The following is an 18764-nucleotide window of genomic DNA, read 5'->3' as shown; positions in this document are numbered from 1 at the left end:
AGTGAAAACAAATAACTCTGTCAGTTTGCGAGCTAATCAGCTCCGGGTCATCCGTTCGGACAAGGAGGTCCTGAGCGGCGTTTCCTTTAGTGTTAACAGAAACGAAGTGTACGCGCTTCTCGGCGGCAATGGTGCGGGCAAGTCAACTACGTTGTTGAGTTTCCTCGGCTTGCTACCAACTGCCGGCGGCAGTGTTTCTGTCAACGAAGTGGATGTTAGTACAGACCCAAGGGCGGCGCGCGAAGCTATTGCTTATCTCCCCGAATCGGCGTCTCTTTACGAGCATCTGAATGCCTATGAGAACCTTCGCTATTTTCTGCAACTCGCGCGCGTCCCGAATGACAAGGTCGCGACCGAGGCTGCGCTCGATCGAGTGTCACTGGACCCGACATCGAGACCACGCAATCTCAGAAGTTACTCGAAAGGTATGCGGCAGAAAGTAGCCATTGCGTTGGCCATACTCAGGAATACCGACATCCTCCTGCTTGACGAGCCAACCTCGGGGCTGGATCCCAGTGCCATTGATGAGTTTCATGACCTCGTGCGCGACCTTGCCAATTCCGGTAAGACGATCTTGATGGTGACGCATGATGTCTACGGTGCTTGTCAGGTCGCTGACCGCATTGGCTTGCTTCGAGGTGGCAAACTCGTAGGTAAATTCTCGGCTCCCGAAGGTGGCCGGATCGAGACCGAAACCGTTCATCGTGCTTTTTCGGACCGAAAAGCCAAGAATGAGCAAGCAGCATGAATGCCGCGCTAGCCATCGCAACGGAAGAGTGGCGCCACTGGCTGCGTTCGAATCTCGCGCTTACCGTAATGGCACTATTCATCGTCATCCTGATTTCTGTAAGTTCGCTTTCGACACTGCGTATGCAGGCAGAGTCACACGAACGCGCACTCCATCAGGCCAATTCAGAGCAAACCTTTCTCTCCCAGCCAGATCGTCACCCGCACCGCATGGTTCACTATGGACACTATGTCTTTCGGTCGCCTATGCCGCTGGCGATGTTCGATCCCGGGCTGGACTCGGTCACGGGACAAGCCATGTTCCTCGAAGGCCACCGCCAGAATTCCGCCACGTTTTCTGAGAACGGAAGCAGTGCTGATCTCGGCGGACTGTCGTGGTTAACGCCGGCGCTGATGTATCAGGTTTTCGCACCTCTGCTGATAATCGTGCTCGGGCATGGCGCAGTTATTCGGGAACGGGAAGCCGGGGCGCTCGGGCCCCTGCTTGCACAGGGGTTGAGCGGTCGCGCACTCTTCGCGGGCAAAACACTCGCGCTGTTGCTATTCGTTTTGCTGTTGCTGCTACCGCTCATCGTTAGCGCCCTACTCTCTCTAAGCGGTGGCGAAAGCCCTATTACGGCCATCTCACTGGTTGGCATCTATCTTGTTTATTTACTGGTCTGGGTCGGGTTGACGTTGTTCGTCTCCGCGGTGGTGCACAAGCGCTCGTCCGTCATCGCAAGTCTTGCGGCGTTTTGGCTCGCTCTGACGATTGTGCTACCAGCTGTCGCTGTCAACATCACCTCTCATGCCGAACCTCTTGCAGGCAAGATCGAAACCGAATTGACAATGCTGACCGAAGATCGGGACCTCAGTGACGGGCACGATGTTGATGACTCCGTCTACGATAAGTTGCATGCAAGCCTCCTCGATGAGCACGGTGTAGAACGGGTCGAAGATCTGGACGTTAATATTCGCGGCATTCTCGCGCAGATGGCTGAGGCGAAGCTGACCGAGACCATGAACGCCTATGCCGAACGGCGTATGGCTGCGGAGATGCGTCAGGCCAATTTGGTAAGCGGGCACGGCTGGCTGACCCCTGCGCTGGCCATTGCGGTTGCGTCACGAACGCTGGCCGGCACCGACCTTGATCATTATCACCGCTTCCTCCGGCAGGCCGAAGACATAAGGATCGGGTTCGTGCAGGGCCTGAACCGAGCACATGCTGAAGAGCTCTCTTATATTGATGATATCAATCGCAGTCGCGATGAGGAATCGTCGAAGCGGGCGCGTGTCGACGCATCCAATTGGCAGGTGATTGATGAGTTTCATTTCGAACCTGCCAGTGCGTCGGTACGACTGTCGAATGCCGGTTCGTCTATCTTGATGCTCGCCGCCTGGCTGGGCGTGTTATCGGTCCTGCTGTTCTGGACCGGCGGGAGGTTGAAACCTTGAGTAGTTCAAATTCGCTCAAACGCGAGACTTGGTTCTTGGTGCGCGATCGCGCATTTATTGTCTGGATACTGGTGGTTCTTTGTTGCTCATCATTCTCTGTTTGGTCAGGATTAGCCGAAGTTCGACAACAGCGCGAGAGCATTGCATTTCTTGTTGATGCCGACCTGCAAGACCGAACAGCTGAATTTAGCAAACAGAGTGATTGGGGCAGTGCAGCCTACTATAGCTTCCATTTAACCTATGAGCCGCCTTCGGACTTCGCCTTCGCAGCGATGGGGCAACGGGATACATCCTCATGGAAACACAGGCTACGTATGCTTGCTCTGGAGGGGCAGATCTACGAGCACGACTCGGCCAATCCGGAACTTGCACTGATTGGCCGCTTCGATTTCGCCTTTTTTGCAGCCTTCGTGCTGCCGCTGGTTCTCATCTTCGTTCTGCACGACCTGCAGGCGAGTGAACGTAGTGCAGGACGATTCAACTTGCTCGTAGCAACGTCCGGCGGCAACGGATCATTGTGGTGGCGGAGAGCTTTTCTTAGATCAGCGGGTATTGTAGTTGCCGTTGTTGGTCCGCTGCTTATTGCGGGCGCTGTAAGTGGAACAACCTTTTCAACTCTCATCAGCGCTGTTGCTATGCTCATCGCTTACATTGCCTTCTGGACACTGCTATGCCTGTGGTTCGCAAGCAGGAAGCTATCCGCACCTGTGATACTTGCCAGTCTTATCGGCGTTTGGATATTGCTAGGCACGTTGCTACCCGCCGGTGGCCGAGTAGTTATTGATCGGACGGTGCCGATTCCCACCGGTGCGGAAATTCTTGCAACTCAGCGCGAGGCGGTAAACGATGCTTGGGACTTGCCCGTCGCAGACACTATGAGACCCTTCGTGGAACGTCATCCTGAGTGGGTGGATTATGCGTATGCAGGTGAAGGTTTTGACTGGGGTTGGTACTACGCTTTTCAGCAGGTAGGTGATCAAAGTGCTGAACACCTCTCCAGGGCCTACACAAGCGGACGAGCCGAACGTGATCGACTGGCTGGGCTTTTTTCGATAGCGACGCCACCCGCACTGCTTGAACGACTGCTGCAGGGGCTGGCTGGAACGGACATGCGCTCGGTACTTGCCTATGAAGACAATATGCGCGCCTTCCACGCCGAACTCCGCACGTTCTACTACCTCGGACTTTTCGGCGGCGCCCCGTTCGATCAAAGTCGGGTCGTCGATTTACCCCAGTATTTGCCATCAGAATGAACACGATGAATACATGTTGGAAAATAGCACCGGTCGCTCTCGCTTTGCTGGCGTTCAGTGGATACGTATACCCGCAGGACAATTTTCAGCTGGCGGAGGTCTCTGTCGATCGCGGGGAACGCAAGGATTTCAGCCTTGAGGTGCCGGCCGGTGAGTCAGATCCGGCGACTTTTATTCCTCTATCGGTTATTGCCGGTGAACAGGACGGGCCAACGGTCCTCGTGATTGCAGGAGTACACGGCTTTGAGTTCGCGCCCATACTTGCGGCGGACCGGTTGGCTCGCGGGATTTCGCCCTCAGAAATACAGGGAACACTGCTAATCGTGCGTGCTGCACACGTGTCTGCCTTTGAGAACCGGTCGCCTTACGTCAATCCGTTCGACCGCAAGAATCTCAATCGCTCCTTTCCGGGCTCGGCTGATGGAACACAAACAGAGCGCATAGCGCATCTTCTTTCGTCAGTCATTATTCCCGAGGCTGATTTCGTATTTGATGTTCATAGTGGCGATGGGGCTGAGTGGCTCGAAGCATTCATCGGGGTTTATGGTGGCCCATTATCCAGCAAGTACGAAACAGCATTGGGTGTTGCCGAAGCAATGGGGTTTCCCAATATTGTTCGCTACAGCATGGACACTCAAGAGCAGGTCGACCGAGGGCGCTCGCTTAATCGACAAGCGGTTGCACAAGGACTTCCGACGGTGCTTGTCGAGGTTGGCGAGAACGGAAACCGCGATGCCGCCGACGTCGACCTTATTGTTGATGGATTGAAGAACGCGCTGGCCTTTTTAGGGGTGCTATCGAACCGCGCGGCGGCACGTTCTTTCAAGCCGCGATACATGGACGGCACACAATCCGTTGCCGTAGAGCACAGCGGCCTGTGGAGCCCAACGCGACGCGCAGGTCCAGTCAACAAAGGCGACGTTCTTGGCGAGATCAGGAGCTACACAGGCGACGTGGTCGAAGTCGTCAAGGCACCAATTTCCGGGTATGCAATTTACGGCCTGGCAGGGCCGCCGATTAAAGCCGGTGACAGCGTCATGACGATTGCAATACCGGTCAAGAGCCTGGACTAACGCGAGCACTGTCTGACCGGGACGAACACAGAGGTAGCCACATTCTGTACTTTGGAAAATCTCCCGGCATCAGCGAAAACGAAAAGGGCCCCATTGAGGGGCGGGGTATAGATATATCCCTTAGAAAAAGAAACCCTCCACCTCTGCAAGCAACACGCAGGGGTGAGAGGGCTTTTCTTTATCCGGAACGGAAAATCAGTCGGCGGCGGCCTGGACGGCGGCTTTTCCTAAGAACGGCCATTCTCACGGCAGATTTTTCGGGCGATTGGCAGGCGGCTTCCGGCCACTAGCGGTCACCCAATCACGTTCGCTCGTTGGCTCTTAACCCCAGTAGAATTGCCGCAACTACTAGACTAGCTCCCGCTACTCGTTCTACCCATACTTTATGATGACTGCGCAATTTCAGCGCTATCCAACTAGCACCTTTCCCATACGAAGCGAGAAAACATCCATCAATTACAATATAAGTCGAGCCAAGAATTGCTATTTGCGGGACAAGCGAAAGTTGTGTGTTCAAAAACTGAGGAAACAGTGCTGCGAAAAACACCACTGCCTTTGGATTTGCCGCCGACGTTACGAAACCGCGGAACCACAATTGGCGAAGCGTAATGATTGGCACGTCTAGCGCGCCATTTTTTCCGTTGAAGGAGGCTACAATCTGCCGTACACCAACCCAAATCAAGTACGAGACACCTGCCCATTTGATAATGGTAAATCCATAGCGTGAGGCGGTTACAACGGCGGCCAACCCTAGTCCGGCAAGCAATATCTGAATTGCATTTGCGGATAAATCACCTGCTGCTGTCGCAAGTGAACGCTCAAAACCATTCGACATGCTCACAGACAGCATCAAGAGATGACTGGGACCTGGCGTACTCATAAAAATCAAAACAGTGCCAACGTATAGGAGCCATGTATCAATAGTCATGCCAGCTTTCCTTTCACTTGCGAACGGCGGCTTTGGGTCAGCAGCAGCCCCTCAGCAGTTTACCACCTGGACGGCTGCTTTCGAGTGCTTACCGGCCACCCGGATGTACGATTCCGAAATCCAGTAATCTGACCGTCTGCTTTCACCGATAGCGGCCGCTCGTTTGTCGCGCCGTGACAGTCGGTTTACGGCCATTAACGGTCATTCTAGTATGTAGCGATGATTTCTATTTTCCGTTCCCTACATTCGGTCTCAGTCGGTTCCTGCCAGTAACTATTCGCGAGGTCGAAAACTTCATCGGAGACCTGCATTTTATAAGTAGCGCTTTTCCGTGTGTTTCGTTCACGCACCCGCCGACGCCTCTGCTCCAGCGGTGTACTTACTAAATACACCTGCAACTCATAATCCGTACCGTCAACTCGACGGTAGAAGTCCTCACGATCAGATAATTGGATGAGGCCCAACTCCAGAATGACACTAGTCCCATTATTTATCAGCTCGCACGCGACTTCCCAGATTTGCTGGATACACCGGTATTTTCTGTCGGCGTACCATTCCATGAATCCCTCGCTTGGTCTGTCTGGAGAAAACAACGTCGCCATCCACTCATCGAGATCGAGGTGTGGTGCCTTATGGAGAAGCGATAGCTCGGCCGCAAAAGTCGATTTGCCGGCCCCAACTGGACCTTCAACTAGGTGAATGGTTGCGATGATAATCTCCGACTTGGCGAGCTGCGCCAATTTTTTTACCTGCGAATCGACGTCAAGTGAACGGCTACTTTCGAGCCATTACCAGTCATTCAGAGTAAGTCTCTTAGCCATTGATACTATGCTAATCGATGAATCATGCGAAATGCTCGAAATCCACTGATGCGGATATGACTGGATCTGATTGTCCACTCAGTCGTTCGAAAAATCTGCTGGTCGAATGACCGCTTCTAGGAAAAGCCGCCGTCCAGGCCGCCGCCAACTAATTTTCAATTCCGGATAAAGAAAAGCCCTCTCACCCCTGCGTGTTGCTTGCAGAGGTGGAGGGTTTCTTTTTCTAAGGGATATATCTATACCCCGCCCCATTGAGGGGCCCTTTTTGTTATTGGTGGTGATGGGTGGATTTGAACCCAATCCGCCCGCAGATACTGGAACCACGATGCAGCCCGGTGCGGATTGATCTTTAGTCAGATGCCTGCAGCTCCAATGGACCCTTCGGTGGAAAATCCCCCGGCACCAGCGAAAACGAAAAGGGCCCCTATTGAGGGGCCCTTTTTGTTTTTGGTGGTGATGGGTGGATTTGAACCACCGACCTGCGGGTTATGAGTCCACCGCTCTAACCAACTGAGCTACATCACCGAAACCGGTTTTCCCCGACGGACAGTCCGCGAGGGGCGCAAATTGTCCTTTTCCCTCCCAGCGGTGTCAAGCACTGCGGCCCGGGGCGAAGGATGCTTATAATCCGTGCTCAAATCCCAGACCCGGCAGCTGCATGACCATCGACCCTCTCTTCGTGCTCGAAATGATCGGCACTGCCGTATTCGCCATCAGCGGTGCGCTGGCAGCCTCGCGAGCCAAAATGGATATCTTCGGCTTTTCCGTGCTCGCACTAATGCCAGCGGTGGGCGGCGGCACGCTGCGGGATATCGTACTGGGCCGCTTCCCGGTGTTCTGGATCGAGAACAACAGCTACGTGGCGGTTGCCGTCCTTGCCGCGCTGGGCGTGTATTTCTTCGCCGACCGGCCTGGCTTTCGCCTGACCCTGCTCACCTGGATGGATGCTGCCGGTCTCGCCCTGTTCGCGGTACTGGGCACCGAAATCGCGCTGAATGCGGGCGTCACCGTGTTCATCGCCATCATGATGGGCGTCACAACAGCGGTCATCGGCGGCATGATTCGCGACATCATCTGTAATGAGATTCCGCTGGTGTTGTCCGGTGAAGTGTATGCAACCGCCGCTTTCGTCGCGTCTATCGCCTACATCGTCTCACTACGCATTGGCACGCCGGATACCGTTGCGTTATGTATCGGCGTGGTCGCCGGCTTTGCCGTACGCGCGGTCGGGATTATCTTCCACCTGAAGTTTCCGCGCGTCGGTCACGACAATCAGGCATAGCGGCCGGCGCGACGCGTGCATTGTGCCGTTGCGCCACGAAACAACATGAACCGCGACGTTCGCAACGGGTAGCTCGAACCGCTACTGTTCCGGGCTAAGTTCTCGTTCCGGGTCTGCGTCCGGATCAGGCGAAAACAGCAACTACTGTACTGCCGTCTTCAGCGAGCTCAGACGTTGAAGCGGAAGTGCATGATGTCGCCTTCCTTCACAATATATTCCTTGCCTTCGAGCCGCAGCTTGCCGGCTTCTTTCGCGCCCTGCTCACCTTTACCGGCGACGAAATCGTCATAAGCCATGACTTCCGCCCTGATAAAGCCTTTTTCGAAATCCGTGTGGATTTCGCCAGCCGCGTTTGGCGCCGTTGCGCCAACACGAGTCGTCCAGGCGCGAACTTCTTTCTTGCCTGCCGTAAAGAACGTCTGCAGGCCTAACAATTGGTAACCACAACGAATAACCCGATCAAGACCGGGTTCTTCGAGGCCAAGGTCCGATAGAAAATCGGTCTTGTCCGCGTCGTCGAGTTGCGCGATCTCTGCCTCGATCGCCGCACAAATGGCGACGACCTCTGCACCTTCTTTACTGGCCATCTCGCGCACAGCATCCAGATGCGCATTGTTCTCGAAGCCACTTTCGTCAACGTTGGCGATGTACATGACAGGCTTCGCGGTTATCAGGTGCAGGTCGCGCAAACCAAGACGCTCATTGGCATCCAGATCCAGCGTACGCAATGGCAAACCTTCATCGAGATGCGCCTTTACTTTGCGCAACAAGTCCCGGTAAGTGACCGCGGCCTTGTCGTTGGTCTTGGCGTTTTTCTCAGCTTTGTACAACTGCTTCTCCACTGACTCGAGATCAGCGAGTGCCAGTTCCGTGTTGATCGTCTCGACGTCATCCAGCGGATCGATCTTGCCGGCAACGTGGGTAACGTCATCGTTCTCGAAACACCGAACCACGTGCGCAATTGCGTTGGTTTCGCGAATGTTCGCAAGAAATTTGTTGCCCAAGCCTTCGCCCGTTGAAGCGCCAGCGACCAGACCGGCAATATCGACGAATTCCATGGTCGTCGGCAGAATACGTTCCGGATTGACGATACCCGCCAATACAGCAAGCCGCGGGTCAGGCACGGGCACAATACCGACGTTCGGTTCGATTGTGCAAAACGGGTAATTCTCAGCCGCAATTTCCGCCGCGGTCAGAGCATTAAACAAAGTGGATTTTCCAACGTTCGGCAAGCCGACGATGCCGCATTTAATTGCCATTAGGTGTTTTCTTTATCCGTTTTGGTGTGAAGTTTTTTCATAGCAGCGTTCATTCCAGACTCGACCAGCAAAGGTAAGACCGCCACTGCCTGTTCAATGTTGTCCGTGATCGCCTGCTCGATATCCGCGCCGGCACGTTTCAGCACGTAATTGGTTACCTGACTCTTGTCACCGGGATGCCCAACGCCAAGCCGCAGACGCATGAAGTCCGCGCCGCAATGGCGAATGATATCGCGCAGACCATTGTGGCCGCCGTGCCCACCGCCCTTCTTGAGTCGCACTGTGCCCGGTGGCAGATCTATTTCGTCATGCGCCACCAACAGATCGGTAACCTCGAGACGGTAGTAATCCAGCATGCCCCTGACAGGTCCGCCACTAAGGTTCATGTAACTTTGCGGCTTGACCAGCCAGATCTCTTCACCCTTGATGCGAATTTTGCACACCTCGGCGTCAAACCGCTTCTCTGCACGAAACGACTCGCCCATGGACCGCGCCAGTTCATCAACGAACCAGAAGCCGGCATTATGCAAGGTACGTGCGTAACGCTCTTCCGGGTTGCCGAGACCGGCGATAATGGAAACCTGTGTACTCATGCGCGTGCTGTATTCGTAGCCTCAACTCTAAGGTCAATCGCCCTATGGTAGCCGATGCAGAGCAGGCAAGAAAAAGGCCGCATTCGGGCGGCCTTTTTCCGTGTCGCTTGCGGCACAGACTTAGTCGTCGTTCTCTTCGTCCTTCGCGCCACCAACCGTCGGCACTTCCGCAGAAATTTCTTCGCCTTCCGCGTCGTCTTCAACAGCAGCCGCCTTGATGACGTGTATCGACACGATGGGTTGATCGTGATCGTCGCCGTGCGACAGCTCAACAATCGATACGCCCTCAGGCACTTTGATATCGGTAAGGTGCAACATCTCGTCGACGTTCATACCGGAAATATCAATCTCAAAATATTCTGGCAGATACTTCGGCAGACAGGTCACTTCAACTTCGGTCATCAGCTTGGAAACGTTACCACCAGCCTTGATGCCCGGTGCTTTGTCTTCGCCGACGAAGTGCAGCGGTACGCTCATACGAATCTCTTCGTCTTCCACGATACGTTGCAAGTCGAGGTGCAGAACCTTCGGCTTCGACGGGTGACGCTGCACGTCTTTGACGATAGCGGCCTGGCTCTTGTCGCCAACTTTGACAGTCAGAACGCTGGAGTAAAATGATTCACTCTCCATCTGCCGCAACACTTTGTTGTGATCAAACATCAGCGCGCGCGGGGGACGGCCACCGCCGTAGATAATTGCGGGAACTTTGCCTTCGTGTCTCAGGCGGCGGCTCGCACCTTTGCCCTGGTCGAGGCGAAACTCCGCAATCAGGTCAAAATCCTGACTCATAGGAATTCTCCATAACTAATTGTTTTTGATCTCATTTCTGAAATCAGATGATGCCAGGACCGCGACCAGTCCAGGCAGGGGCGCGAATCATAGCCCAAGCCGGCCGTGAGCAGCAAGAAAAGCCGTGAAAATCAGGGCTTAGTCGACGTACAGGGAGCTGACCGATTCCTCGTCGTTGATGCGACGCATGGTCTCGGCAAGTAACTCCGCGGTCGACAGCTGGCGGATCTTCGGGCAGGCAGTGGCTTCCGCGTTCAGCGGAATGGTGTCAGTAACGACAATTTCATCGATTTCGGAGTTGCTGATGCGCGATACCGCCGGTCCGGACAGCACAGCGTGGGTAATGTAGGCAACGACCCGGCGTGCGCCGTGCCGTTTCAGCGCACTGCCCGCATTGCACAAGGTGCCAGCGGTGTCGATCATGTCATCGATAAGGACGCAAACCTTGTCCTTCACGTCACCGATGATGTTCATCACTTCGGACTGGTTCGCTTTGGAGCGACGCTTGTCGATGATCACAAGGTCGGCATCATCCAGGCGCTTGGCCAGCGCCCGCGCCCGCACCACGCCACCAACATCCGGTGAGACCACAACCATGTTGTCGTACTTTTGTTTCCAGACATCGCCCAGCAAAACGGGCGATGCGTAGACATTGTCGACAGATATGTCGAAAAAACCCTGTATCTGGTCCGCGTGCAAGTCAACTGTCAGTACCCTGTCGATACCGGCCGTGCCCATCATTTTTGCAACCAGCTTCGCCGTGATCGGCACGCGCGAGGCACGAGGCCGACGATCCTGCCGGGAATAACCGAAGTACGGGACCACCGCCGTAATACGGGACGCGGAAGCGCGCCGGCAGGCATCCACCATCACCAGCAATTCAATCAGATTTTCCGCAGTAGGCGGACACGTAGGCTGGATGATGAACGTTTCGCGACCGCGAATGTTCTCCAGAATTTCGACGTTGATTTCGCCGTCACTGAAGCGGCCAACGTGCGCCTTCGCCAAAGGGACGTGCAGAACCCGGGCGATATCGTTTGCCAGAGCGGGGTGTGCGTTCCCTGTGAAGATCGCCATTGAAACCGGATCCAAGTTCCTTGCCCCTATCGTGTTGTCAGTCTATGGCCGCCACGGGAGACCCCGCGCGGAAAATGGCTGGGGTGGCAGGATTCGAACCTGCGCATGACGGGATCAAAACCCGTTGCCTTACCACTTGGCTACACCCCAGCAGTGTTGCCGACCGACTGCCACGATGCAGCGCCTAGCCCGGCTATTCCGTCGCGCGCAATTGTGAAACGCGCTACCGCAGGTGTCAACGGACGATCAACGCAAGTCGACGAATACGACGCATTTCAAAGTGACTACAGCGCGCCCGGCGAACACCGCGACCAATAGAAAGTAGAGCTGTAGCAACCATTGCCGCGACGATATGCGCAAATTCGGCGTGTTCGGTCAGTAAAACGTCCAGCGATCGATCACCAGCCGGACGCGCGTGGCATCACGAACCGCGGTAATCCGGCGCGGCATGAGCTGACCTGCCCCATCCCGGTACTGACCAATCGACACGGTCCAACCGGCCTGTTGCAACTCTTCAAGCGTGCCATCAGCGGAGAGCTGGGTTTGCGCCGCGCTGTTCGGGTCCGGAATGCCGAGCGCCCAATAGCGCAGGCTCGCCAGCGGAATCTGCCAGCCGTAGATGGATTGCAGGTCACGTTCTGCGTCCGCCAGCTCGGTAACCACATCGTCGCTGTCAGTTACCTCAATACGGCGCGCATCACCTGCAATTCTCACGGCACCAGCGCCAAGCGGTCCGCTCACGCGGGCGTCGAAATAGTCCCTGCGTTGTTGCCATTGCAGGCTGCCGTTGAAGCCGTCGTTGCCGTCACTCACGGCAATACGCCCGCTGAAGCCCCAATTACGCAGTGAGCCCAGTACCTGCTGCCGGGTTTGCCAGCTGTCGAGCTCCGGCAACGTGCTGCTGGGTTGAGTTACACAGGCAGAACACAACAAACCAACGGCCAGCGAGGCCGAGGCGCGTTTAATCGCTGTGAGGAACAAGGAGCTTGCGAACCTCTTGCAACATCGGATGCTCGGAATCCAGCGCTTCGGCCTCCTCCAGTACCGTCAGCGCTTCGGCATTGCGCTCCAGTTTCCAGAGCACCTCGGCCAGATGAGCGGCCACTTCTGGGTCTTTGTACAGCGCCCACGCTTTTTCGAGCTCGACCAGCGCTTCCTCATACTTACCCAGGCGATACAAAACCCAACCGTAGCTATCGATGATAGCGGCGCTGTCCGGCTGCAGTTTCAGCGCTTTCTTGATCAGCTTTTCGGCTTCGCGGTAATTGTCGCCGTGGTAGGTCAGCGTATAACCCAACGCGTTCAGTACGTTAGCGTTATCCGGCCATTTGCGCGCCGCACGCCGGTAGGATTTGACAGCCTCGTCCGCGCGTCCCAGTTGCAGCAGTACTTCGCCACGCCCAAGTACGGCCGATTCGCTGTCCGGCCGGTACGACACCACCCGGTCGAAAATTGCCAGCGCGCGTTCGAATTGTTTTTCGGACGACAACAGCTGTGCTTTGGCAAGCGTCATGTCGATCGCGTAGTTCGGATTCATTTCACCGAAACGTTGCAAATGATCGAGAGCGGTTTCCAGCCCAGACTTGCGCGCAATGATGCCGCTGGCGCGACGCTGCGAAATCACCGCATTCTGGCCGGCATTGACCTGCGTATAGAGCGACAGCGCGCGATCCACTTCGCCGTGGTAATCGGCAATGCGTGCCAGGTAATAGAGTGCATCCGTGGTGTACTGGCCACTGCTCAGCAGATCCTCGAAATCATCCCGTGCTGCATCAAGGTTTTCCTGCCGGAAATTAATGATAGCCATGAGCCGCAACGCGTCGGTGCGGGAAGGTTGTTCCAGCAATACCTGGTTGACCTGGCTGAGGGCGTCGTCATCGCGTTTTGCTGCCATGTACATAATGGCGAGCTCAATACGCGCTTCCGGATCCGGATAAGGATCGTCACCCACGATACGGGCGGCATAGGCCACAGCCTCGTCCGCCTTGCCCGCAAGCAATAAGGAGCGGGCGTAGAGCAGTCTTGGTTTGATCCAGTCCGGCTGGATGTCCAGCGCTTTCTGCGCCCGTTCCAGCGCCGATTCATGGTCACCGGCCTGCAGTGCCATAACGCCAACCGCATAGTTGGCCGCTGCGGAATCGCGGTAGGGTTTGGCCAGCCGGTCCATCAGCTCGAAAGCCGTCTCGGGGTCTTCCCGCGACAACAACGGTACCAACGCCAGCAAACGCTCGTCCTCTGGCTGGTCGCCGCGCTTCAACAAAGCCTCGAAACTGCGCCGCGAAGTGCGCAAACTGCCGGTACGCAACTGCAATTGAGCGACGTACAACAGCGCCTCATCGCTCTCGTCATCGAGCTCCAGCCAGCGTTCGGCCGCCTCCAGTGCATCCTCGTCAAAACCGTAGGTAAACGCGACACGAGTTGCTTGTCGCGCAATCGCCGGGTCACCGCTGGCAATCGCCGCGCGCCGATACTCTACCGAGGCTGTCTTGTACTGGTGCTGCTGCAAAGCCAGTTCTGCCGCGCGCAGATAGTCGCTGGCGGCATCGTCGCCCTTATCAGCATTGACTGGTCCTGCCAGTCCCAGAATGAGTAACGCCAGCAGTGAGAACGGCAGGCGCGGTACGCGAATCAGGCTTCGTTGCATAGTGCGTTTGATGATTTTCCCGTGATCAGAGCCCAGTTACCGGGACCCGTTCAGCTAAATTGTTCAACGTTGGAGAACACAGACAAGGAACTGCGTCATCAGTTCGCTTATCATACGGTCTGTTATTGACCCGATCACCCGCCAAACTTAATGCCCCTCAAAATTCTCGGCCTGAACCATAACACGGCGCCTGTGGAAATTCGTGAGCAGGTTGTCTACGCCGAAAGCCAGGCGGGACGGGCGCTGCGCGCGCTGCTGACGCTCGATGGTGTGGACGAAGCCATGGTCATGTCCACCTGCAATCGCACCGAATTCTACCTGGAAGCCAACGACCACGGCCTGGCGCTGGCCGGCGAGTGGCTGCGCAATGACCAGAATATGGGGCCTGAGGCGATTGCCTCACTGTTCACGCTCGACGGCGACGAAGCAATCGTGCACTTGTTCCGGGTCGCTTGCGGCCTCGAATCAATGATATTGGGCGAACCGCAGATCCTGGGCCAGCTGAAAGATGCTTACCGTCAGGCTGAAAGCACCGGCACGATTGGTAAATCACTCGGACGCGTTTTCCGCCACACCTTTTCCGTGGCCAAGAAAGTGCGCACGGACACGAGTATCGGCGCGAGCCCGGTGTCCGTCGCCTACGCTGCGGTTAATCTCGCCAACCAGTTTTTCTCCGGCTTTTCGCAGCACACGGCGCTGTTAATCGGTGCCGGCCAGACCATACGTCTCGTTGCCCAGCACCTGCACAGCAAGGGCATCGGTCGTTTATTCGTTGCCAATCGCAACATAAGCAGGGCAAAGGATCTGGCGAGCGAGTTTTCCGGCTACGCCCTGCCCTTGTCCGAGCTCGAAGGAACTCTGCCCGAAGCCGACATCCTGATCAGCAGTACTGCCAGCCCGGAACCCATAGTGACTGTCAAAGACATGCAAGCCGCAATCCGGGCCCGCAAGCGACGACCCGTATTTGCAGTGGATATCGCCGTACCGCGTGATATGGAGCCGGCGATCGGTGATCTCGATGATGTATACCTGTACAGCGTTGATGATCTGGACAAGGTTATTGTCGAAGGTCAGGGAAATCGTGCCGCCGCCGCACAGGATGCAGAGCGTATTCTTCAGGATGAGACACGTCGTTACCTCGAGATCGAGCGCGGCATGCAGATCGCCCCACTGATTACCGCACTGCGCGAACAGGGTGACGCCTTGCGCCAGGACGTACTGGCGCAAGCCCGCCGACGGTTACAACAAGGTGCGGACAGTCACGAAGTTGTCGAGTACGCAACGGCGGCACTGATGAAGAAAATGTTGCACGCACCGAGTGTGCGATTGCGCGAAGCCGGTGAGGATGCGGACGAAACGTTTATTGCGGCTGCCCGCACGTTGTTCGATCTCAATAGTGACGAGGACTGAGTACGCCCTGTGAAAGCGTCGATACGTAATAATCTGGAAAGCACGCGGGATCGTTTCGAGGAACTGTCGGGACTGCTGTCCGATCCCGACACGATCGCGAACCAAAACCGTTTTCGCGACCTGTCACGCGAGTACTCACGACTGGAGCCCATTATTGCCTTGTTCCGGGATTTTGAGCGCGTCGAAGCCGATCTTGCCGGCGCTGAGGAAATGAGCCGCGACAGCGATCCGGACGTTCGCGAAATGGGCGAAGACGAAGTCGACACTCTTAACGAACGCCGCGCTGAGCTGATTCTCGAACTGCAAAAATCCCTGATCCCGCCCGACCCGCATGACGACAGCAACGTGTACCTCGAAATACGCGCCGGTACCGGCGGTGACGAGGCAGCAATTTTCGCTGGCGACCTGTTTCGCATGTACTCGAAGTTTGCCGAAGTGCAGCGCTGGCCTCTCGAAATTATCAGTGCACGGGACGGTGAACACGGCGGTTACAAGGAAATCATCTGTCGAATTTCCGGCAGTGGCATTTACGCCCGTCTGAAATTTGAATCCGGTGCGCACCGCGTGCAACGCGTGCCCGCCACCGAATCGCAAGGCCGGATTCACACCTCTGCTTGCACGGTTGCAGTATTGCCAGAGCCCGATGAAATTGAAGAAGTCGATATCAACCCGGCCGATTTACGCATCGACACCTATCGCGCCTCCGGCGCGGGTGGTCAGCACGTTAACAAGACCGACTCCGCCGTGCGCGTCACCCACTTGCCAAGCGGTATCGTTGTTGAGTGCCAGGATGAACGCTCACAACACAAGAACAAGGCGCGCGCGATGTCACTGCTGCAGGCTAAGTTGCTGGACGCCGAGCAGCAGGAACAACAGTCGGCGCAAGCAGAGCAACGCAAGCTGTTAGTTGGCAGTGGCGACCGTTCCGAGCGAATTCGCACCTACAACTATCCGCAAGGTCGGGTGACGGATCACCGCATCAACCTGACGTTGTACAAACTGGCGGAAGTGCTCGAAGGCGATCTGGACCAGGTCATAGACCCGCTGATCAACGAATACCAGGCCGAGCAGCTGGCGGCACTCGGCGACTGACTTCGTAACGAAAGGCAATCAGACCTGCAGACGCAGGTAATTCAACACGTCCGCGCGGGTGATCAGTCCGTAGAATTCATTGTCATCGACTACCGCCGCGCACGGCTGGACGTGCAGCATTGCGACAAGATTATTGATGCTGCTGTCTTTACCAACCTGGATGTAGGCCGTCTGCATCGCGTCGCGAACTTTGCTGTTCATCAAATCCGGCTTGCCAAATACGTAACGAATGATGTCGTCTTCGGTCAAGACGCCGACCAGCTTGCCGTCTTCCATTACTGGCAACTGCGAGAAACCGGCGTTGCGCAAGCGATTGTGTGCGGTCATCAAGACATCATCGGCACCGACCGTAATCGTCGCGCGCTCGCCGTGCGGTCGCCCAACCAGGTCCCGCAGGTCGCCGTAGTGCGGCCGCTTGATAAAACCCTGATCCTCCATCCAGAAGTCGTTGAACAGTTTTGACAAATATTTGTTACCGGTATCGCAAGCGAAGCTGACTACGCGCTTCGGCTCGGTTTGTTCGCGGCAATAACGCAATGCGGCGCTAAGCAACGTGCCCGTGGACGAGCCCGCGAGCAGCCCTTCTTTCTGCAGCAGCTCGCGCGCCGCGCTGAACGATTCTTCATCGCTGATGCTGTAGGCTTTTTTGACCTGGCTGAAATCAGCGATCGAAGGGATAAAGTCCTCGCCAATACCCTCGACCAGCCAGCCGGCGTTTTTCTCGTGCAACTCGCCCTTGTTGATGTAGTCCGCAAGTATGGAGCCGACGGGATCAGCCAGAATGATGTCGACGTTCGGCGCGTGCTCGGCGAGGTAGCGGCCTATACCGGTGACCGTACCGCTGGAACCAACGCCAACAACGATGGCATCCAGGTCGCCGCCCATTTGCTCAAGAATTTCCGGCGCCGTGGTTTGTTCGTGCGCCAGCGGGTTATCCGGGTTCGCGAACTGGTTGATAAAGTAAGCGCCCTTCTCTTTCGCAATACGCTGGCCGAGATCCTGATAGTACTCAGGATGGCCTTTGGCAACGTCCGAACGCGTCAATACCACTTCCGCACCCATGGCGCGCAAGTTGAATATTTTCTCCTGGCTCATCTTGTCCGGCAGCACCAGAATCAGCTGATAGCCTTTTTGCCGTGCAACCAGTGCAAGACCGAGGCCGGTGTTGCCCGCGGTCGCCTCGACGATGGTATCGCCCGGCTTGATGTCCCCTCGTTGCTCGGCTTGATCTATCATCGACATCCCGATGCGATCCTTGATGGAGCCAGCGGGGTTCATGAGTTCAAGCTTGAGGAATAAACGACAGGGACCGGTATCGAGTCGTGATATTTCCAGCATCGGCGTCTTGCCGACCATGTCGAGAATATTGGAGTAAACGTTCATTGAATCATTCACAGGACCGACAGTGCCCGCAATAGTACTTGAAGGCCGTCGCCGGGAGCCAGCCCGGTGACCGACGCTATGCGCATCGATGCATTGCTCAGAGCGGCGACCACCCGTCTCGAACCGATCAGTGAGAGTCCACGGCTCGACGCCGAACTGTTGCTTGCGCGGGCGATTGACATGCCGCGCAGCTATGTCTTTGCGCACGCCGATGAAGAACTGGATGACGAATCAATAAACCGCTTCAACGCAATGCTCGCCCGACGTATCGACGGCGAACCGATGGCCTATATCAGTGGCGAGAAAGAATTCTGGTCGATGAACCTGATGGTGAGCCCGGCCACGCTGGTTCCGCGGCCGGATACCGAGGTGCTGGTCGAACAGGCCGTAGGTCACGTTTCCCGCCGTGCCGCAATGAACGTACTGGATCTGGGCACTGGCAGTGGGGCCATTGCGCTGGCGATCGCCCGCGAGCGCCCGCTTAGCTTTGTGACCGCAACAGACATCAGTGCTGATGCACTCGCGATCGCCCAGCAGAACGCCCGACAACTGGATATCGCCAATATCGAATTTCTGCAGGGTGCATGGATCGAGCCGGTGGCGGGACGCCGTTTCGACCTGATTGTCTCGAACCCGCCGTATATCGCGAGTGGCGATCCGGCATTGGCGGCTCTTCACTGTGAGCCGCAGTCCGCGCTGGTGTCCGGCCCGGACGGTCTGGACGACATACGTATCATCGCCGTAACGGCATTGGACGTTATTGCGGAAGATGGCGTTCTGTTACTCGAACACGGGTTTGAACAAGCTGACGCCGTCGCTACCATCCTGCAGGCGGCAGGCTGGTCGGATGTCCATTGCGCAAGAGACCTGAGCGGCCTGCCGCGAGTGACCGGCGCAAGACGGCGCGCATAGTTGTCGGCACGACAAGCGGCTGTCAACTGTGATACACAGAACTCCCATTTCTTTACCCACAAAGAGC

17 protein-coding genes and 2 tRNA genes are annotated in these 18764 nt (G+C 56.2%); 8 read left to right on the top strand and 11 right to left on the bottom strand.

Annotated elements, in window-relative coordinates; translation table 11 throughout:
* Position 1: 1 nt before the first annotated feature.
* From AC0L8N_RS14510 to AC0L8N_RS14495, 4 genes are read left to right on the top strand one after another with little or no spacing between them, the layout of a single operon-like run.
* Positions 2-748 (top strand): ABC transporter ATP-binding protein, encoded by a 747-nt coding sequence (locus AC0L8N_RS14510; RefSeq protein ID WP_473668417.1) that lies wholly within the window; start codon positions 2-4, stop codon positions 746-748.
* Positions 745-2181, top strand: coding sequence for a DUF3526 domain-containing protein (locus tag AC0L8N_RS14505; RefSeq protein ID WP_473668416.1), 1437 nt, complete (start codon positions 745-747; stop codon positions 2179-2181). The genes AC0L8N_RS14510 and AC0L8N_RS14505 overlap by 4 nt, the downstream gene beginning before the upstream one ends.
* Positions 2178-3434 carry a DUF3526 domain-containing protein gene (locus AC0L8N_RS14500; RefSeq protein ID WP_473668414.1) on the top strand — a complete coding sequence of 419 codons (1257 nt, stop codon included), beginning with the start codon at positions 2178-2180 and terminating at the stop codon, positions 3432-3434. The genes AC0L8N_RS14505 and AC0L8N_RS14500 overlap by 4 nt, the downstream gene beginning before the upstream one ends.
* 5 nt (positions 3435-3439) lie before the next feature.
* The gene (locus AC0L8N_RS14495; RefSeq protein WP_473668413.1) at positions 3440-4507 is read left to right on the top strand and encodes a M14 family metallopeptidase; all 1068 of its coding nucleotides are present in this window, start codon (positions 3440-3442) and stop codon (positions 4505-4507) included.
* 301 nt (positions 4508-4808) lie between these two features.
* Here AC0L8N_RS14495 and AC0L8N_RS14490 read toward each other — a convergent pair whose 3' ends face one another.
* The 3 genes from AC0L8N_RS14490 to AC0L8N_RS14480 all read right to left on the bottom strand — a co-directional run bounded on the left by AC0L8N_RS14490 (position 4809) and on the right by AC0L8N_RS14480 (position 6781).
* Positions 4809-5435 carry a LysE family translocator gene (locus AC0L8N_RS14490; protein ID WP_473668411.1) on the bottom strand — a complete coding sequence of 209 codons (627 nt, stop codon included), beginning with the start codon at positions 5433-5435 and terminating at the stop codon, positions 4809-4811.
* A 206-nt stretch (positions 5436-5641) separates the two neighbouring features.
* Positions 5642-6175 carry a P-loop nucleotide/nucleoside kinase family protein gene (locus tag AC0L8N_RS14485; protein WP_473668409.1) on the bottom strand — a complete coding sequence of 178 codons (534 nt, stop codon included), beginning with the start codon at positions 6173-6175 and terminating at the stop codon, positions 5642-5644.
* A gap of 529 nt (positions 6176-6704) precedes the next feature.
* Positions 6705-6781, bottom strand: a tRNA-Met gene (locus AC0L8N_RS14480).
* A gap of 133 nt (positions 6782-6914) precedes the next feature.
* Between AC0L8N_RS14480 and AC0L8N_RS14475 the strand changes: the two genes are divergently transcribed.
* Positions 6915-7538 carry a trimeric intracellular cation channel family protein gene (locus tag AC0L8N_RS14475; RefSeq protein ID WP_473668408.1) on the top strand — a complete coding sequence of 208 codons (624 nt, stop codon included), beginning with the start codon at positions 6915-6917 and terminating at the stop codon, positions 7536-7538.
* Positions 7539-7705: 167 nt separating this feature from the next.
* On the opposite strand, the gene ychF is transcribed toward AC0L8N_RS14475, so the two are convergent.
* The 7 genes from ychF to AC0L8N_RS14440 form a co-directional block, all read right to left on the bottom strand.
* The gene (gene ychF / locus AC0L8N_RS14470; RefSeq protein ID WP_473668406.1) at positions 7706-8797 is read right to left on the bottom strand and encodes a redox-regulated ATPase YchF; all 1092 of its coding nucleotides are present in this window, start codon (positions 8795-8797) and stop codon (positions 7706-7708) included.
* Entirely contained in the window at positions 8797-9390 is a 594-nt protein-coding gene (pth, locus tag AC0L8N_RS14465) for an aminoacyl-tRNA hydrolase (RefSeq protein ID WP_473668404.1), read from the bottom strand. The genes ychF and pth overlap by 1 nt, the downstream gene beginning before the upstream one ends.
* Before the next feature lie 120 nt (positions 9391-9510).
* Positions 9511-10179: a 50S ribosomal protein L25/general stress protein Ctc gene (locus AC0L8N_RS14460; protein ID WP_473668402.1), complete on the bottom strand. Its 669-nt coding sequence runs from the start codon at positions 10177-10179 to the stop codon at positions 9511-9513.
* A gap of 138 nt (positions 10180-10317) precedes the next feature.
* Entirely contained in the window at positions 10318-11256 is a 939-nt protein-coding gene (locus tag AC0L8N_RS14455) for a ribose-phosphate diphosphokinase (RefSeq protein WP_473668400.1), read from the bottom strand.
* Positions 11257-11331: 75 nt separating this feature from the next.
* Positions 11332-11406 (bottom strand) — tRNA-Gln (locus tag AC0L8N_RS14450).
* Positions 11407-11631: 225 nt separating this feature from the next.
* Positions 11632-12237 (bottom strand): lipoprotein insertase outer membrane protein LolB, encoded by a 606-nt coding sequence (lolB, locus tag AC0L8N_RS14445; RefSeq protein WP_473668398.1) that lies wholly within the window; start codon positions 12235-12237, stop codon positions 11632-11634.
* On the bottom strand, positions 12218-13900 hold the full coding sequence (locus tag AC0L8N_RS14440) for a tetratricopeptide repeat protein (protein ID WP_473668396.1): 1683 nt from the start codon (positions 13898-13900) through the stop codon (positions 12218-12220). Before AC0L8N_RS14440 ends, lolB begins: the two co-directional genes overlap by 20 nt.
* Before the next feature lie 150 nt (positions 13901-14050).
* Between AC0L8N_RS14440 and hemA the strand changes: the two genes are divergently transcribed.
* Together hemA and prfA are read left to right on the top strand one after the other, a co-directional pair.
* Positions 14051-15310 (top strand): glutamyl-tRNA reductase, encoded by a 1260-nt coding sequence (hemA, locus tag AC0L8N_RS14435; protein WP_473668394.1) that lies wholly within the window; start codon positions 14051-14053, stop codon positions 15308-15310.
* Positions 15311-15319: 9 nt separating this feature from the next.
* Positions 15320-16402 carry a peptide chain release factor 1 gene (gene prfA, locus AC0L8N_RS14430; RefSeq protein ID WP_473668393.1) on the top strand — a complete coding sequence of 361 codons (1083 nt, stop codon included), beginning with the start codon at positions 15320-15322 and terminating at the stop codon, positions 16400-16402.
* A gap of 18 nt (positions 16403-16420) precedes the next feature.
* Here prfA and AC0L8N_RS14425 read toward each other — a convergent pair whose 3' ends face one another.
* Positions 16421-17785, bottom strand: a complete 1365-nt coding sequence (locus AC0L8N_RS14425) for a pyridoxal-phosphate dependent enzyme (RefSeq protein ID WP_473668391.1) — start codon at positions 17783-17785, stop codon at positions 16421-16423.
* Between the two features lie 66 nt (positions 17786-17851).
* Between AC0L8N_RS14425 and prmC the strand changes: the two genes are divergently transcribed.
* Positions 17852-18697: a peptide chain release factor N(5)-glutamine methyltransferase gene (gene prmC, locus AC0L8N_RS14420; protein WP_473668389.1), complete on the top strand. Its 846-nt coding sequence runs from the start codon at positions 17852-17854 to the stop codon at positions 18695-18697.
* Positions 18698-18764: the final 67 nt, after the last annotated feature.

Source organism: Woeseia sp. D3-10 (genome assembly GCF_055809415.1).
This window is presented reverse-complemented; position numbering and strand designations above follow the sequence as displayed.

Bases quoted from the DNA above. Each gene is read 5' to 3' on its own strand.
- AC0L8N_RS14440 (WP_473668396.1), bottom strand. From the start codon at position 13,900: ATGCAACGAAGCCTGATTCGCGTACCGCGCCTGCCGTTCTCACTGCTG.
- ychF (WP_473668406.1), bottom strand. From the start codon at position 8,797: ATGGCAATTAAATGCGGCATCGTCGGCTTGCCGAACGTTGGAAAATCC.
- pth (WP_473668404.1), bottom strand. From the start codon at position 9,390: ATGAGTACACAGGTTTCCATTATCGCCGGTCTCGGCAACCCGGAAGAG.
- AC0L8N_RS14455 (WP_473668400.1), bottom strand. From the start codon at position 11,256: ATGGCGATCTTCACAGGGAACGCACACCCCGCTCTGGCAAACGATATC.
- AC0L8N_RS14505 (WP_473668416.1), top strand. From the start codon at position 745: ATGAATGCCGCGCTAGCCATCGCAACGGAAGAGTGGCGCCACTGGCTG.
- AC0L8N_RS14475 (WP_473668408.1), top strand. From the start codon at position 6,915: ATGACCATCGACCCTCTCTTCGTGCTCGAAATGATCGGCACTGCCGTA.
- hemA (WP_473668394.1), top strand. From the start codon at position 14,051: ATGCCCCTCAAAATTCTCGGCCTGAACCATAACACGGCGCCTGTGGAA.
- AC0L8N_RS14460 (WP_473668402.1), bottom strand. From the start codon at position 10,179: ATGAGTCAGGATTTTGACCTGATTGCGGAGTTTCGCCTCGACCAGGGC.
- AC0L8N_RS14425 (WP_473668391.1), bottom strand. From the start codon at position 17,785: ATGAACGTTTACTCCAATATTCTCGACATGGTCGGCAAGACGCCGATG.
- AC0L8N_RS14495 (WP_473668413.1), top strand. From the start codon at position 3,440: ATGAATACATGTTGGAAAATAGCACCGGTCGCTCTCGCTTTGCTGGCG.
- AC0L8N_RS14490 (WP_473668411.1), bottom strand. From the start codon at position 5,435: ATGACTATTGATACATGGCTCCTATACGTTGGCACTGTTTTGATTTTT.